General features: G+C 66.3%; 12 protein-coding genes. 6 read left to right on the top strand and 6 right to left on the bottom strand.

Translation table 11 applies throughout. The features are described from left to right. The first annotated feature begins 330 nt into the window (after window positions 1–330). Window positions 331–798, top strand: a complete 468-nt coding sequence (locus ACW18B_RS07485; RefSeq protein ID WP_492050843.1) for an Lrp/AsnC ligand binding domain-containing protein — start codon at window positions 331–333, stop codon at window positions 796–798. 251 nt (window positions 799–1,049) lie between these two features. On the opposite strand, the gene ACW18B_RS07490 is transcribed toward ACW18B_RS07485, so the two are convergent. From ACW18B_RS07490 to ACW18B_RS07500, 3 genes are read right to left on the bottom strand one after another with little or no spacing between them, the layout of a single operon-like run. Beyond that, complete coding sequence (locus ACW18B_RS07490; protein ID WP_492051642.1) at window positions 1,050–2,447, bottom strand: efflux transporter outer membrane subunit; 1,398 nt, start codon at window positions 2,445–2,447, stop codon at window positions 1,050–1,052. Between the two features lie 4 nt (window positions 2,448–2,451). Continuing rightward, entirely contained in the window at window positions 2,452–5,601 is a 3,150-nt protein-coding gene (locus tag ACW18B_RS07495; RefSeq protein WP_492050845.1) for an efflux RND transporter permease subunit, read from the bottom strand. Window positions 5,602–5,613: 12 nt separating this feature from the next. Next, a complete protein-coding gene (locus ACW18B_RS07500) occupies window positions 5,614–6,762 on the bottom strand; it encodes an efflux RND transporter periplasmic adaptor subunit (protein WP_492050847.1) in 1,149 nt (382 codons plus the stop codon). A gap of 193 nt (window positions 6,763–6,955) precedes the next feature. Between ACW18B_RS07500 and ACW18B_RS07505 the strand changes: the two genes are divergently transcribed. Next, window positions 6,956–7,552 (top strand): TetR/AcrR family transcriptional regulator, encoded by a 597-nt coding sequence (locus ACW18B_RS07505; RefSeq protein ID WP_492050849.1) that lies wholly within the window; start codon window positions 6,956–6,958, stop codon window positions 7,550–7,552. A gap of 557 nt (window positions 7,553–8,109) precedes the next feature. Then, window positions 8,110–8,931, top strand: coding sequence for a flagellin (locus tag ACW18B_RS07510; protein WP_492050851.1), 822 nt, complete (start codon window positions 8,110–8,112; stop codon window positions 8,929–8,931). Between the two features lie 55 nt (window positions 8,932–8,986). On the opposite strand, the gene ACW18B_RS07515 is transcribed toward ACW18B_RS07510, so the two are convergent. Both ACW18B_RS07515 and ACW18B_RS07520 read right to left on the bottom strand, forming a co-directional pair. Further along, window positions 8,987–10,603 (bottom strand): family 43 glycosylhydrolase, encoded by a 1,617-nt coding sequence (locus ACW18B_RS07515; protein ID WP_492050853.1) that lies wholly within the window; start codon window positions 10,601–10,603, stop codon window positions 8,987–8,989. A gap of 335 nt (window positions 10,604–10,938) precedes the next feature. Beyond that, window positions 10,939–12,375, bottom strand: a complete 1,437-nt coding sequence (locus tag ACW18B_RS07520; RefSeq protein ID WP_492050855.1) for a sugar porter family MFS transporter — start codon at window positions 12,373–12,375, stop codon at window positions 10,939–10,941. A gap of 351 nt (window positions 12,376–12,726) precedes the next feature. On the opposite strand from ACW18B_RS07520, the gene ACW18B_RS07525 reads away from it, so the two are divergent. Further along, window positions 12,727–14,928, top strand: coding sequence for a TonB-dependent receptor domain-containing protein (locus ACW18B_RS07525; RefSeq protein WP_492050856.1), 2,202 nt, complete (start codon window positions 12,727–12,729; stop codon window positions 14,926–14,928). 199 nt (window positions 14,929–15,127) lie between these two features. Here ACW18B_RS07525 and yghU read toward each other — a convergent pair whose 3' ends face one another. Then, complete coding sequence (yghU, locus tag ACW18B_RS07530; RefSeq protein WP_492050858.1) at window positions 15,128–16,003, bottom strand: glutathione-dependent disulfide-bond oxidoreductase; 876 nt, start codon at window positions 16,001–16,003, stop codon at window positions 15,128–15,130. Here yghU and ACW18B_RS07535 point away from each other — a divergent pair. Then, entirely contained in the window at window positions 16,002–16,409 is a 408-nt protein-coding gene (locus ACW18B_RS07535; RefSeq protein ID WP_492050860.1) for a ribbon-helix-helix domain-containing protein, read from the top strand. The genes yghU and ACW18B_RS07535 overlap by 2 nt on opposite strands. Further along, window positions 16,406–16,738, top strand: a complete 333-nt coding sequence (locus ACW18B_RS07540; protein WP_492050862.1) for a type II toxin-antitoxin system RelE/ParE family toxin — start codon at window positions 16,406–16,408, stop codon at window positions 16,736–16,738. The genes ACW18B_RS07535 and ACW18B_RS07540 overlap by 4 nt, the downstream gene beginning before the upstream one ends. Window positions 16,739–16,745: the final 7 nt, after the last annotated feature.

Genomic DNA, 16,745 nt, shown 5'->3' on the forward strand with positions numbered 1-16,745 from the left:
TATTCTGTGTAACTCGGGTTTTTGACTGGTTTGCTCCGGCTGCGATTTGGCGCGCCGCAGGATCGGAGGGCAGGATGCCGCTGAAAGGGCGGGGTGGGAAGGGACGCGACTAGGGGGAGCGCGTCCCTTCCGCCCTGGACGGCGCTCTTGGGGGAAGGCGCCACAGGTGTCCCCTCTTCAGGACGGGGACAGGTCCTCAGGGCGCTGGGATCGTCTGGAGGAACGAAAGCGCCGAGGCCTTGAAGACAATGGGTGGTGTATCGCCGGACTTGCCGAATGTGCTTTGCTTTATGTAGTCATTTTCCGAACGATCTTCGATGAAAGCCCAGAATGACCGCGTCCGCTCTTGATGACACCGATCGCCGACTTTTGCGGGTGCTGCAGGCCGACGGCCGCATCACCAATGCCGAGCTAGCCAAGCAGTGCAACCTGTCGCCGGCCGCCACTTTCGACCGGGTGCGGCGCCTGCGCGAGCGCGGCTATATCACCGGCTATGCGGCCCTGCTGGACCCGGGAAAGGTCGATCTGGGCCTGCTGATCTTCGTCGAAGTGATGCTGGAGCGGACGACCGGCGAGGTGTTCGAGGACTTCGCCGCCGCCGTGCGCCGCGCGCCCGAGATCCTGGAATGCCACATGGTGGCCGGCGGTTTCGACTATCTGATCAAGGCCCGGGTCAAGGACATGGACGCCTATCGCGGCTTCCTCGGCGACATCCTGGTCAGGATGCCCGGCGTGCGCGAGACGCGGACCTATGCGGTGCTGGAAGAGGTCAAGAGCACGGCGCGGTTGCCGGTGTGAGCGTCCTCCCCCTGAAGGGGGAGGCGACCGAAGGTCGGAGGGGGAAGGCGGCAATAAGGCGACGGGCTTCCCCCTCCGATCGCTGCGCGATCTCCTCCCCCTTCAGGGGGAGGATTGGGGGAAGAGGCGCGCGCCGGGCTTGGGGGGGGGCGCGCGCCTCTTCCGGTTCGCCGTCATCGGGGGGGGTGACACGGCGAACCGCCCCCGACCTCTGCCCTGGGAAGGGGGGCCGGGGGAGGGGGGAGGGTCCGTCAGGCGGCGGGGGCGCCGCCGCCGAGGACCTTGTAGAGGGTGACGCGGTTGGTCGCCCGGACCAGTCGCGCCGTGATCAGACCCTGCTGGGCGCTGTAGAGCGTCCGCTGGGCGTCGAGCAGGGTCAGGCTTGAATCGATCCCGGCGTCCTTGCGTTGCTTGGCCAGGCGCTGGCTGTCGCCGGCGGCGGCGACCAGACGTTCCTGGGCTCCGACCCGGTCGGCCACGGTATCGCGCACCGCCAGGGCGTCGGCCACTTCGCGGAAGGCGGTTTGCACAGCCTTTTCGTAGTTGGCCACAGCGATGCCCTGGCTGGCCCTGGCGCTGTCGAGCCCGGCCTTGTTGGCCCCGCCGGCGAAGATCGGCAGGGTGATGCTGGGGGCGAAGCTCCACGCGCCGCTGCCGTTCTTGAACAGGCCGTCAAGCTCGCCGCTGGACGCGCCGGTCGAACCGGTCAGGGCGATGCGCGGGAAGAAGGCCGCGCGCGCCGCGCCGATATTGGCGTTGGCGGCGACCAGCTGATGCTCGGCGGCCAGCACGTCGGGGCGACGGGTCAGGACGTCGGAGACCACGCCCGCCGGCAGGTCGGGCAGGATCTGGGCGGTGACCAGGCCGCCGGCCGGCAGCAGGTCCTCGGGAACCTCGGCTCCGACCACCAGGCGCAGGGCGTTCCTGTCCTGATTGACCTGGGCCACATAGGTGGCGACATCGGCCCGGGCCTGTTCGCTCAGGGTCTGGGCCTGGCGCAGGTCCATGATCGAGGCGGCGCCGGCGTCGACGCGGCTCTGGGTCAGCTTCAGGGAGTCGTCGCGGGCGGCGAGGGTGTCGCGGGCCAGGGCCAGCAGGTCCTCGTCTGCGGCCAGGGTCAGCCAGTTTCCGGCCACTTCGGCGATCAGGCTGATCTGGGCCGTCCGGGCGTTCTCGCGGACCGCCAGCCAGTTTTCGAGCGCGGCCTTGTTGAGGCTGCGCACCCGGCCAAACAGGTCCAGCTCATAGCCGGTGAACCCGACATTGGCGCTGTACTGCTCGGTCTCGACGGCCGAGCCGGTCTGGCTGACCGAGGCCGGCGTGCGGGCCTTGGTCCCCGAGAGCGTCCCGTTGATCCCCGGCAGCAGGGCGGCGCGCTGAACGCCGTACTGGGCGCGGGCCGTTTCGATATTCAGCAGGGCCACGCGCAGGTCGCGGTTTTCCGAGAGGGCCAGTTCGATGGTCCCGGCCAGGCGAGGGTCCTCGAACACCTCGCGCCAGGCCAGGTCGGCGGCCGAAGCCGCCGTTTCCGGCTGGGCCGTCGGCCAGGTCTGGGCGACCGGCAAGGTCGGCCGGACCGTGGTCGGGGCCAGGGTGCAGGCGGTCAGCGAGGTGGCCGCCAGCAGGGTCAGGGTCAGTTTATGAAGCAGCATCTCAGTGGCCCTCGGCCGGGGTAGCGGGAGCCACGTCGTTTTCGTGGCCCTTGTGTTTGGGTTTGAAGGTCTTCTCGACGATCACGAAGAACAGCGGGACGAAGAAGATCGCCAGCAGGGTCGCCGACAGCATGCCGCCGATGACGCCGGTGCCGATGGCGTGCTGGCTCCCCGAGCCGGCCCCGTTGGAAATCGCCAACGGCAGCACGCCGAAGATGAAGGCCAGCGAGGTCATGATGATCGGCCGCAGACGGATGCGGACGGCCTCCAGGGTGGCTTCGGTCAGGCCCATGCCCTTTTCGTAGAGGTCCTTGGCGAACTCGACGATCAGGATGGCGTTCTTGGCGGCCAGACCCATGGTGGTCAGCAGACCGACCTGGAAATAGACGTCGTTGCTGAGGCCGCGCAGGGTGGTGGCCAGCAGGGCGCCGACGACGCCCAGCGGGATGACCATGATCACCGACAGCGGGATCGACCAGCTCTCATAGAGGGCCGCCAGCAGCAGGAACACGACCAGGATCGACAGGGCGTACAGGGCGGGCGCCTGGTTGCCGGCTTCGCGTTCCTGGGCCGACAGGCCGGTCCATTCATAGCCGATGCCGGGCGGCAGCTTGGCGGCGATCTCTTCCATGGCGGCCATGGCCACGCCGGAGCTGACGCCGGCCGCCGGGGAGCCCTGGATATTGACCGACGAGAGGCCGTTATAGCGCTCCAGACGCGGCGAGCCGGACGTCCAGTGGGTGGTGGCGAAGGCCGAGAACGGGACCATCTGGCCGGACGCATTGCGCACGTACCACTTGTCCAGATCCTCGGGGGTCATCCGGAACGCGGCGTCGGCCTGGACATAGACCTTCTTGATGCGGCCGCGATCGATGAAGTCATTGACGTAGGAGCCGCCCAGGGCCGTGCTCAGCGCCGCATTGATGTCGGCGGTGGTCAGGCCCATGGCGCCGGCCTTGGCCTGGTCGACATCGATCTGCAGTTGCGAGGTGTCGTCCTGACCGTTGGGGCGGACGCCCGACAGCTGCGGGTTCTGGGCGGCCATGCCCAGCACCATGTTGCGGGCGTTCATCAGGGCGTCGTGACCCACGCCGCCGGTGTCCTGCAGCTGGAAGTCGAAGCCGGAGGCGTTGCCCAGCTCCTGCACCGCCGGCGGCACGATCGGAAAGACCATGGCGTCCTTGATCTGGGCGAAGGCCCCGAACGCCCGGCCGGCGACGGCGGGGGCTTTCAGCATGGGGCTCTTGCGCTCTTCAAACGGCTTGAGGCTGATGAAGCCCAGGCCGGCGTTTTGGCCGGCGCCGGCGAAGCTGAAGCCCGAGACGGTGAAGATCGACTTCACCGCGTCGTCACCCAGGAAGTGGGTTTCGACCTGCTTGAGCACGCCTTGGGTGCGCGCCTCGGTCGCGCCGGGCGGCAGTTGGACCAGGGTATAGATGGTGCCCTGGTCTTCTTCCGGCAGGAACGAGGTCGGCAGGCGGACGAACAGGACGGCCATCACCAGGATGATCGCGCCATAGATCACCATCCAGCGGACGCTCTTGCCCAGGATGCCGCGCACCCCGTTCTGATAGCGGCCCGACAGATCGTTGAAGCTGCGGTTGAACCAGCCGAAAAAGCCCTTGTCGGCGATGGTGTGGCCCTTGGCGACGGGCTTGAGCATCGTGGCGGTGAGGGCCGGGGTCAGCACCAGGGCGACGACCACCGACAGCAGCATGGCCGAGACGATGGTGATCGAGAACTGGCGATAGATCACGCCCTGCGAGCCGCCGAAGAAGGCCATGGGCACGAAGACGGCCGACAGCACCATGGCGATGCCGATCAGGGCGCCGCTGATCTCGCCCATCGACTTGCGGGTGGCGTCCCGGGGCGAAAGCCCTTCCTCGCTCATCACCCGCTCGACGTTTTCGACCACGACGATGGCGTCATCGACCAGCAGGCCGATGGCCAGCACCACGCCGAACATGGTCAGGGTGTTGATCGAATAGCCGAAGACGGCCAGGATTCCGAAGGTGCCCAGCAGGACGACCGGAACGGCGATGGTCGGGATCAGCGTCGCGCGCCAGTTCTGCAGGAACAGGAACATCACGATGAAGACCAGGACGATGGCCTCGATCAGGGTCTTGACCACCTCATGGATCGACTGGGAGACGAAGGGCGTGGAGTCGTAGGGGACCACGTACTCGTAACCGGCCGGGAAGGCCTTCGACAGCTCGGCCATCCGGGCCTTGACGGCGTCGGCGGTGTTCAGGGCGTTGCCGCCCGGGGCCAGCTTGATGGCCAGGCCCGCGGCGGGGTGACCGTTGAAGCGGGCTTGGGACGCGTAGCTTTCCGCGCCCAACTCGACCCGGGCCACGTCGCGAAGGTGAACCGTCGCGCCGCTCGTGCTGTTCCTGAGGATGATCGCGCCGAACTGTTCGGGGGTCTGCAGGCGCGACTGTGCCGTGATCGTGGCGTTGAGGGCGACGTCCGGGGTGGCGGGCAGGCCGCCCAACTGGCCGGCCGAGACCTGGGCGTTCTGCGCCGTGATGGCGGCGGTGACGTCCGAGGGGGTCAGGGAGAAGCTGGTCAGCTTGACCGGGTCCAGCCAGATACGCATGGCGTATTGCGCGCCGAACAGCTGGACGTCGCCGACGCCGTCGACGCGGCTGAGCTGGTCCTGCAGGTTCGTGGCGACATAGTCGCTCAGGTCGACATTGGTGGTCTTCGGATCCTTGGAATAGAGGCCGACCACCATCAGGAAGTTGCGGGTCGACTTGACCACGCTGAGGCCCTGTTGCTGGACCTCCTGCGGCAGCAGGGCGGTGGCCGTCTGCAGCTTGTTCTGGACCTGCACCTGGGCGATGTCGATGTCCGTGCCGGCCTTGAAGGTCAGGGTCACGGTGGCCGAGCCGGTGCTGTCGCTGGTCGACGACATGTATTCCAGGCCGTCCAGGCCCTTCATCTTCTGTTCGATGACCTGGGTGACGCTGTCCTCGACGGTCTTGGCCGAGGCGCCGGGATAGTTGGCGTTCACGGCCACCTGGGGCAGGGCGATGGACGGATATTGCGCGATCGGCAGGGTGCGGATGGCGAGGACGCCGGCCAGCATGATGACGATGGCGATGACCCACGCGAAGATGGGCCTGTCGATAAAGAAGCGGGAAAGCATGACAGGCTGGCCTTAGCGTTGAGCGGTGATGACGGAGGCCTTCACAGGCATGCCGGGACGAAGCTGCTGCAGACCTTCGACAATGACTTGATCCCCGGCCTTCAGGCCGCTGGTCACCAGCCACTTGGCGCCGACCGTCTGGCCGGTGGTGACGGGGCGGATCTCGGAGACGCCCTTGGCCCCGACCACCATCACCGTGCTGTCGCCCTTGGCGCTGCGGCTGACCGCGGTTTGCGGGATCAGGATGGCGTTCTGGGCGGTGCCGGCGCTCAGCGTGGCGCGGACATACATGCCGGGCAGCAGCACGCCGTTGGGGTTGGCGAAGGTGGCGCGCAGGCCGATCGAGCCGGTGGTCGGGTCAACGGTGACGTCCGAGAACTCGAGGCGACCCGACGTGGCGTAGGTCGAGCCGTCTTCCAGCTTCAGGGTCACCTGGGCCGAGGTGGTGCGGCCGGTCTGGCCGCTGGCCATGTCGCGCTTGAGCTTCAGCAGCTCTGCCGACGACTGGGTCAGGTCGACATAGATCTTGGAGAGGTCCTGCACGGTGGCCAGGGCGGTCGCCTGACTGGCGGTGACCAGGGCGCCGGGCGTCACCGACGACTTGCCGATACGGCCCGAGATCGGGGAGAACACCTTGGTGTAGCCCAGATTGATGCGGGCGGTGTCGACGGCGGCCTTCTGGGCCGCGACATTGGCGGCGGCCTGCTGGTGCGCGGCCTGGGCGTCGTCATTGTCCTGCTTGCTGACGGCGCCGCTCTCGACCAGGGTCTTGTAGCGATCGGCCTTCAGCTTGGCGGCGGTGGCCGTGGCCTGGGCCTGGGCGAGACCCGCCGCGGCGCTGTTATAGGCCGCCTGATAGGTGGCGGGGTCGATCTGGTACAGCGCCTGGCCGGCCCGGACATAGGCGCCTTCTTCAAACAGGCGGGCCTTGATGATGCCGCTGACCTGCGGGCGCACTTCGGAGATCAGCACGGCCGAGGTGCGACCGGACAGCTCGCTGGTCAGGCTGACGGGCTCCGGGTTCGCCACGACCACGCCGACAGGCGAGGGGCCGCCGGCGCCCTGCGCGCCCGCCGCACCCTTGCCTTGCCCGCAGGCGGCGAGGGTCAGCGAAGCGGCGGCGATCACGACGGCCGTGACCGTCATACGAGAAGATTGCATATCGAACCCTGGTTTCAACGGATTGTCGGGCGTCTTGCCCTTGACGAAACGCGCGTGATTAACAATGTGAGAATGAACGTTCATTCTCATTCGGGCTGGACATAGGAGCGAAGGTGTCGCTAGTCAATACCCGTCGGGCCCCCGTTCAGCTTTTGAGTGACCTTGGGGCATGTGAGGCGAATTGGGTTGTGTAATGGTTGAAGAGGCTGCGACGAATCGTCCCTCTGCAGAGGCGCGTCGCCAACAGATTCTGGACGCCGCGTGCGCTCGCGTCCGCACGTCCGGCTTTCACGGCGCCAGCATGGCCGACATCGCCAAGACGGCTGGCCTCAGCGTGGGCCAGATCTACCGCTACTTCGAGAACAAGGAGGCGATCATCGCCGCCATCGTCGCCCAGGACCTGGCCGAGATGCGCGAGAAGTTCGCGGAACTGGAAAAGCAGCCCGGCGATCTGGTCGACAGTATCGGCGACCACATGCCCGAGGCGGTGGAGAGGTGCTACGATCTGAGCCGCGCCGCCCTTGTGCTGGAAGTTCTGGCCGAGGCGGCCCGCAACCCCAAGGTCGCCGCCATTGTCCGCGCCGCCGACCAGCAGGAGCGGGCCCTGTCGCACGCCATGCTGTCGCGCGGTCGCAAGCCGGAATGGAGCGACGCCGAGTTCGAGGCGCGCGCCGAGATGATCGCCGTGATCTTCGATGGCCTGATCATGCGCGCCGTCAACAATCCCGATGTCGACCGCCAGGCCCTGGCCGGCATCGTGCGCCAGACCCTGGAGCGCTTGTTGAGCTGACGTCGGGCTCGGCGCCCTGGCCGGAAACCTAGTGCGGCGCCGGGTCGCCAGCGCCGGCCCGACGGGCGCGGCCGTGACGCCAGGCGGTCCAGGACACCAGGGCGATCAGCACGGTCAGCAGAACCCCAGTAGAGCCGATCGGTCTCGGGCATGACGAACACCTCTCCGGCCCAGGCGCCGGGGCCTGGACTTTGAGACCCCAGGCCTGGGGCGGTTTCGGGGCTGTGCGACATTTGGTCCGTTCGGCCGGCCCCAAGTCTTGTGTGGCGTGAACGGGTCAACGCCACGGGTAGTCCTGATTAATCAGACTGCGACGATTTGTCGCCCTAAATATACTTCTTACTTTAAACAATAGGCAGTTCTTGGGCGAGATCCATCAACTCAAAATGAGTATTAATCTCTTATCTCATAATTAAGTTATGGTCAAATTGTCGCACTATGTTCATTAACTGTCTAATTTCACTCGGAATAAACTGCCTGGTGGGAAATTGCAGCGCGGCAAAAAGCCGACCGGTAGTCAAAATGACGCCGGAAACTTCCGAGAAGGACTATTCGTAATGGCGCTGAACAGCATCAACACGAACAATGGCGCGCTCATCGCGCTGCAGAACCTCAACAAGACCAACATGGACCTCCAGAACGTCCAGCAGCGCATCAACACCGGTAAAAAGGTGGCGAGCTCGAAGGACAATGGGGCGATCTGGGCGACGGCCAAGGTGCAGACCGCCGACGCCTCGTCGCTGAACGCGGTGAAGGACTCGCTTCAGCGCGGTCAATCGACCATCGACGTGGCCCTGGCCGCCGGCGATACGATCACCGACCTGCTGGGCAAGATGAAGGAAAAGGCCCTGGCCGCTTCCGACACCTCGCTGAACACCTCCAGCTTCAATGCCCTGGTCTCAGACTTTGACTCCCTTCGCGACCAGATCACCAAGGCCGCTTCGAACGCCAAGTTCAATGGCGTCAGCATCGCCGACGGCACGACCACCTCGTTGACCTTCCTGGCCAACTCGGACGGTTCGGGCTTCACCGTCGCCGCCAAGACCCTGACCCTGGCCGGCATCGGCCTGTCGACGACCTCGACCTTCACCGATGCGGCCACCGCCAAGACCATGATCACCACGGTCTCGACGGCGCTGCAGACGGCGGCGAACAAGCTGGCCTCGCTGGGCACCAACTCGACCGGCCTGGACACCCACCTGACCTTCGTCGGCAAGCTGCAAGACAGCCTCGACGCCGGCGTGGGCAACCTGGTCGACGCCGACCTGGCCAAGGAAAGCGCCAAGCTGCAGTCGCTGCAAACCAAGCAGCAGCTGGGCATCCAGGCGCTGTCGATCGCCAACCAGTCTTCGTCTTCGCTGCTCAGCCTGTTCCGCTAGGTCCACGAGCCTCGACGACGAAAGGGCGGGTCTTCGGACCCGCCCTTTTTCTTGATCAGGCCAGCGCCCGGTAGGTGAAGTTTCGGAACCGCGCCGAGCCCTTGCCGGCCGCATACAGCCCCGGCTTCAGCATCAGGAAGCCGCCGCGCACATTGTGGTGGTAGCCCGAAACCTCCATGCCCCGGTCAAAGCGCTTCCAGGTCGCCCCGCCGTCTCCGCTGGTATGGAAGCTGACGATGTGGCGGGTATTGCGCAGCCGCATCAGCATCCTTGAGCCGTGCGGATTGGCCGGGCGGCCGCGCTCGATACCGTACTGATGGGTGACGAAGTTCGTCTCGTCGAACCCCAGGCCGCAATAGAGCTGGCGGTCATAGAACAGGATCAGGCCGGCGCGGGTCTCGGGGTCGATCTCGATCTCGCACTCGATCTCATAGGCCTGGTCGCCATTGACGAAGATCAGCGGCGCGCCGCTGCTGGGGGCCTCGCCCGCGCCCTTCAGGGTCATGACGCCGCCCGCGCGGCTGATGCGGCCGGCGTCGCCGGGCTTGGGGTCGAAGAAGTTCCACTGCACGCCGTACTTGTCGGTCGAGAAATCGTCCGACAGCGCCATGCCGTGCGGGACGACCTGGCCGCCTTTCGGTTTGGGCAGGGGCTTGGACAGATCCCCGCCGCCGACCGTGAACCAGCCGTCCTTCGTCCAGGTCACCGGGGCCAGCAGGGTCTGGCGACCCAGGGTGTAGAAGCCGTTTTCATAGCCGTGATAGACGGTCCACCAGTCGCCGGCCGGCCCCTCGACCAGGGTGGCGTGACCGCGCGACCACCACTTTTCGGCGTTGTCGGTGGTGCGCACCACCGGATTGTGCGGGTCATCCTCCCACGGGCCGGCCAGCGACTTGCTGCGGGCCACGATGACCATGTGGCCGGTCGGCGGGCCGGCCGTGCCGCCCACGGCGGTGACCAGATAGTAGTAGTCGCCCTTCTTCATCACCTTGGGGCCTTCGGGCGAGAAGCCCTCGACGTCCCAGTCTTCGGGATAGTGCCAGGGGTCATAGACGTGCTCGGGCTTGCCCACCGTCGACAGGCCGTCGGGCGCCAGCCGGATGCGGTCGCCGCCCGACAGGAACAGCCAGCGCACGCCGTGCTCGTCGACCACGTGGCCGGGGTCGATATAGCGCGGCAATTTCAGGTCGACCGGCTCGCTCCACGGGCCCTCGATCCTGTCGGCCCAGATCACATAGCTGGTGTTGTTGTTGGGCTGCTTGGCCGGCAGGAAGATGTAGTAGCGGCCGTTGTGCTTGCACAGCTCGGGCGCCCAGATCGAGCCGACATTGGTCTTCAGGCTGGCCACGACCGGCGTCCAGTTCACCAGATCCTTCGAATGCCAGATCAGCAGGCCCGGATAGGCGTCGAACGACGAGTGGGTCATGTAGTAGTCGTCGCCGTCCTTCAGGATCGACGGATCGGGATGGTCGCCGGCCAGGATCGGATTGAGGAAGGTCCCGTCGCCCAGATCGGCCTTGCGCTGACCCTCGACGCCCTTGGCCCAGGTTGGGCCGGCGGTCGGGCCGGGCAGGGTCCCCATCTGGGCGGCCTGCGGGGCGGCGGGAACAGCGGCGACGGCCGCGCCGGTCAAGAGCGAGCCCAGGGCTCCGCGGCGGCTGAGGTTGACCATACTCGTTTCCTTCCCACTGTAGCGGCCGCGCGGACTGCGTCGCGCTGGCGTGTCCGGAACCTAGCGGCAAGTTTCGAGCCTTGTCCACCGGTGTCATGGCCATTGGTCTGGCGATACGCCGCCCGTGACCCAAGGACGCCGAAAACGAAAAACGCCCGAGAGCAGGGCTCCCGGGCGTCTGGATGCTCCCCCTCTGGGGAGCTGTCGCCCCCGGGACCGACCGCAGGTCGGCCCGAGGATAAACTCCGCGACTGAGGGGGCATCTGGGCGAACGCCGCGCTGCTCCCTCCGGCCCGCTGGGCCACCTCCCCCAAAGGGGGGAGGATCAGCCCTCATCAGCCCTCCATGTCTTCCAGTTCGGTGCCGCGCGTTTCCTTGATCAGCTTCTGAACCAGGAAGAACGAGACCACGGCGCTCAGGGCGTAGAAGCCATAGGTCATCGGCAGGCTGAACGCGGCCAGGGCCGGGAAGCTGACCGAGATCGCGAAGTTGGCGATCCACTGGGCGAAGCCCGCCACGGCCAGGGCCGAGCCGCGCATCTGGTTGGGGAACATCTCGCCCAGCATGACCCACATCACCGGGCCCCAGCTGAGGTTGAAGAACACGACATAGGCGTTGGCGGCCAGCAGGGCGATCGGACCGACGCCCTCGCCCAGCTGCATCGCGCCATTGACCGTGGTGGCGGTCGAGAAACACCAGGTCAGGACGCCCAGGGTCACGGCCATGCCCACCGAGCCGATCAGCAGCAGGGGCTTGCGGCCAATCCTGTCGATCAGGGCGATGGCGGCCAGGCAGGCCACGATCGAGAGCGTGCCCGACAGGATGTTGATCTTCAGGCTGTCGTCTTCGGTGAAGCCGACCGACTGCCACAGCACCGAGCCGTAGTAGAAGACGATGTTGATGCCGACCAGTTGCTGGAAGACGGCCAGCACCAGGCCCGCCCAGAGGATCGGACGGATCTTGCGGCTCACCGGATCCAGCAGGTCCGAGAATTTCGGCTTGTGGTCCGCCGACAGCGAGGCGCGGATCTCGGCCACCTTCTTGTCGCCCTGGCCTTCGCCGAACAGGCGCGACAGGATCGCCGAGGCTTCGGCGTCCTTGCCCTTGGCCACCAGATAGCGCGGGCTTTCCGGAATGGTCAGCAGGCTGAAGAAGAAGATCGCGGCCGGGATGATCTGCATCCAGAACATCCAGCGCCAGGCGGGCAGGCCCAGCCAGAAGAGGGCCGTGGAGCTGCCGGCGGTGTGGGCCAGGATGTAGTTGGCCACGAAGGCGCCGGTCAGGCCGGTGATGATCATGATCTGCTGCACGGACGACAGCCGGCCGCGGATATTGGCGGGCGTCACTTCCGAGATATAGACCGGGCACAGCACGCTGGCCGCGCCGACGCCCAGGCCGCCGACCAGGCGGAAGATGATGAACACCAGCGAGGTGTCGGAGGCGCCGCTGCCCACGGCGCTGATCAGGAACAGCAGGGCCGAGATGATCATCACGGTGCGGCGGCCCCAGACGTCGGCCAGACGGCCGGCGGCGAAGGCGCCGACGGCGCAGCCGATCAGGATCGCGCCGACATTGAGGCCGGTGCCCAGCTTGCTGAGGTTGAACGCGCTTTCCAGGCCCTCCTGGGTGCCGTTGATGACGCCGCTGTCATAGCCGAACATGAAGCCGCCGATGGTGGCGACCGCCACGATCGCGGCGATGAAGGCCATGTTGACCTTGCCGCCGTCGGCGCTCATGCCGGCGCTGGGTCCCGCGCTGGATACTGAAGCCATTTGTGTCCTCCCATGGCCCGTGGGCCGCGTGTCATTCCCTCGTCGGTCCTTGCTGGACCTCCGGTTGCCGGCGACCTTAGTGTTACCGGTATCAGCACGCAAGCGGTGTGAGGCGACGCTTGGCGGCGTCCGAGGAGGGGTGGCTTTTTGAGGTCGCGAACCGGAATTCTGTGTCGCCGGCGCCGCAGTCCGGGGCCAATCCTCTTGGGTTTGCGTCTTCGGCGCGCTCAACCGCAACATTGCAGAAAAGACATTTGCCCTGCGGAGATCTGCGGGCTTTACGCCTAGAGGTCAGGACCGACCGAGCGCGCGCCGGGTGAGGGTTTGCTGGCCTTGTACCCGGGGTTTGTCGTGCGTCTGAAAATCTCCCTGCTCGCCGCCGCCGCGGTGGTCCTGCCCGCCTCGCTGGCCTTCGCCCAGACAGCGGTGGCGCCGCCTCCCGCAAAGTCGGCAGCCAAGCCCGCGACCGCCGCCCCCACCGCTGTCGAGGGCGTGGTGGTGACCAGCGACGCCAACGCCATGCGCAGCTCGATCGACCGCCGCAGCTACAGCGTCGCCAATGACCTGTCGGCCCACGCCGGCTCGATCAGCGACGCCCTGCGCAACATCCCCTCGGTCGAGGTCGACGTGCAGGGCAATGTCAGTCTGCGCGGCGACGCCAATGTCACCATCCTGATCGACGGCAAGCCTTCGGGCCTGTTCAGCGGCGACGGCAAGGCCGACGCCCTGCAGGCCATGCCGGCCGACCAGATCGACCGCGTCGAGGTGATGACCAACCCCTCCGCCGCCTTCCGCTCCGACGGTTCGGCGGGGATCATCAACCTGATCACCAAGAAGACCCGCAAGGCCGGGGCCAACGGCTCGGTCCGGGTCAACGCCAGCACCGACGGCCGCTACAACACCGGCGTCAGCGGCTCCTACATCAAGGACAAGCTGACCCTGTCCGGCGACGCCAGCTATCGCCACGACGACCAGACGTTCCGCTCGTTCAGCGACCGCTCCACCCTCAACAGGGCCAGCGGCCTGTTCCAGGACAGCCGCCAGTCCAGCCAGTCGGAAGGGTTGGGCGAGTCCGTCAGCCTGCGCGCCAACGCCGACTATGATCTGGACGCCCGCACGCGGGTCAGCGGCGAGCTGCGCTATCGCGGCTTCTCGATGGATACGGACAGCCGCGAAACCTATGAAGGTGAGAACACCGCCGGCCAGGTGATCCGCGCCTATGACCGCCAGTCCAACTTCCAGGTCGACCGCGACAACACCGAGGCCAAGGCCACCTGGCGGCGGCAGTTCAAGGGCTCGGAGCACGAACTGGTCGCCACGATCGATTACGAGACGACCACGTTCGGGCGCGATCTGCGCGCCTTCACCGACAACGTCGCCAGCGCCGATTATTACGAGACCTCGTCCTTCGCCATCGACCAGAGGAAGGCCAATGTCTCGCTGGACTACACCCGGCCTCTGCCCGACAGCGCCAAGCTGAAGACCGGCTTCGATTTCGATCTGGGCCTGCACAACGACTATGACAATCGCGGCGCCACCGGCCCGACGCCGGGCGGCCTGGTCACCGACCCGGCCCGCACCAACCGCTTCGTCTATGACCAGAGCGTCTATGCCGGCTACGTCACCTATGAGCGGCCGTTCGGTGACCTGACGGTTCAGGGCGGCCTGCGGGTCGAGCAGGTGCAGATCGACACCAACCAGATCACCTCGGGCCTGAAGGGGTCCAACGACTATCTGCGGGCCTATCCGTCGCTGTTCTTCAGCTATGCGCTCAGCGACGCCCAACAGTTGCGGGCCAATTACAGCCGTCGCGTCCAGCGCCCACAGGCCCAGGATCTCAATCCCTACCGGGTCTATCAGGACCCGTTCAACTATCGGGCCGGCAATCCCGACCTCGAGCCGCAGGTGACAGACTCGTACGAGCTGGGCTGGCAGTACCGCAAGGGCCAGGCCTACTACCTGGCTACCGCCTACTATCGCCAGAGCTCCAAGGGCGTCACCGACGTGGTCCGCGACCTGGGCGGCGGCGTGCTGCTGACCACCAAGGAAAACCTGGGCGAAGGCCGCAATGGCGGGCTGGAACTGGTGGCCAATGGCCGCCTGACACCGAAGCTGACCTATAATCTCAGCGGCAACCTGTTCTGGAACGAGATCGACGCCGCCAATCTGGGCTTTAACGGGACGCGCTCGGGGACCTCGGCCTCAGGCCGCGCCAGCCTCAACTGGCAGGTCACGCCCAAGGACTTCGTGCAGATCAACGGCTTCACCTCGGGCAAGCGCCTGACGCCCCAGGGCCATCGCGAGCCGGTGCAGATGCTGAATCTGGGCTATCGCCGCAAGGTCAGCGACAAGCTGTCGTTCGTGGTCACGGTCCAGGACGCCCTGGACACCTTCCGCGACGCGGTGATCACCGACGCGCCCAACCTGCGCGATCGCACCGAGCGCCGGCCGCAAGTGCGCTCGATCTTCTTTGGCCTGACCTACAGCTTCGGCGGCGGCAAGCCCAAGCCCCAGGGCTTCGATTTCGACACCGGCGCGGCGGGCGTGGGGTAGTCAAAAACGCCGCTGTTCCCGGCGACGCGAAGCGCAGCCAGGCCGAATCCAAACGACCCGTCTTCCCGGCGAAGGCCGGGACCCAGATTCAGCCTGAGCGTTTTGGGGATGATGCGCCTTCTGATCGAGGCAGTCAGTCCAAATCCCTGGGGTTCGATCTGGGCCCCGGCCTTCGCCGGGGAGAACGGAGGGGAGGGACCTACCCCCCCGCCTCGACCTTGTCCTGGGTCCTGGTGTCGAAGTCGCCGGCGTCGTGGCGTTCGCGCAGCTGGCTGGAGGGTTCGCCGAAGGTGCGGTTGACCATCCGGCCGCGCTTGACGGCGGGGCGGGCGCCGATGGCGTCGGCCCAGCGGATGACGTTCTTGTAGTCCTGCACCGACAGGAACTCGCCGGCCTCGTACAGCAGGCCCTTGGCCATCCCGCCGTACCAGGGCCAGATGGCCATGTCGGCGATGGTGTAGTCCTCGCCGGCGATGAAGGTCGTCTCGCCCAGGCGGCGGTCCAGAACGTCCATCTGGCGCTTCACCTCCATGGCGTAGCGGTCGATCGGATATTCCATCTTGTAGGGCGCATAGGCGTAGAAGTGGCCAAAGCCGCCGCCCAGGAACGGCGCGCTGCCCATCTGCCAGAACAGCCACGACAGGCACTCGGCCCGCGCCGCCGGGGCGGTGGGCAGGAAGGCCCCGAACTTTTCGGCCAGGTGGATCAGGATGGCGCCGGACTCGAAGATCCGGATCGGCTCGGGACCGCTGTGATCCATCAGGGCCGGGATCTTGGAATTGGGATTGGCCGAGACAAAGCCGCTGCCGAACTGGTCGCCCTCACCGATATTGATCAGCCAGGCGTCGTATTCGGCGCCGACATGGCCCAGGGCCAGCAACTCCTCCAGCATGATCGTCACCTTGACGCCGTTGGGCGTGCCCAGGGAATAGAGCTGCATCGGGTGCTTGCCCACCTGCAGCGGCTTGTCATGGGTGGGGCCGGAGATCGGCCGATTGATCGACGCGAACTTGCCGCCGCTTTCCTTGTTCCAGGTCCAGACCTTGGGCGGGACATAGGCGGGGGTGTCGGTCATGGGCGGCCTCCTGGCGTGGGCGGACGTCTTGGCGCGCCCGGTCACAGGCAATGTGGCGGCGTTGGCGGTGCGGCGCCAGAGGGGCGGGCGCAAAAGGCGGCGGTCATCTTGCCCCCGTTCTGAACAGCAGATCGTTCTTGCCAATTTTTGCCAAAGAAACCATCCTTCCGCCATGACGACGATGAACATCTCCTTGCCGGACGCCTTGAAGGTGTTTGTCGATGAACAGGTCTCTGGTCGAGGCTACGGGACCAGCAGCGAATATGTTCGTGAGTTGATCCGCAAGGACCAGGACCGCCAGCGTCTGCGCAATCTTCTGCTGAACGGCGCGGGCTCTGCGCCCGGGGCCAAGGCGGACGCCGGCTATTTCGACGCGCTCAGGGCGCGAGTCCAAAAGCCCGCGTGACGGCCAGGGACGTCATTCCGCGCGCCTTGGCCGAGCAAGACGTCAATGACGCGCTGGACTTCTATCTTGTCGAGGCCGGCCAGAAAGCCGCGCTCGGTTTCATCGATGCGCTCGAGCGGGCCTATCGGCTGATCAGCGAGCGCCCTGGCGTCGGCGCCGATCGCTATGCGTACGAACTCGATCTGCCCGGACTGCGAACCTGGCCTTTGCGGGGCTATCCCTACCTGGTGTTCTACAGGCCGCGCCAAGACCATATCGATGTCTGGCGGGTGCTTCACACCGCCAATGACATTCCGGCCTGGTTGATCGAGGACGGATCGGCGACCTAGGGTGACG

The organism is Caulobacter sp. FV2ps19 (assembly GCF_058681035.1).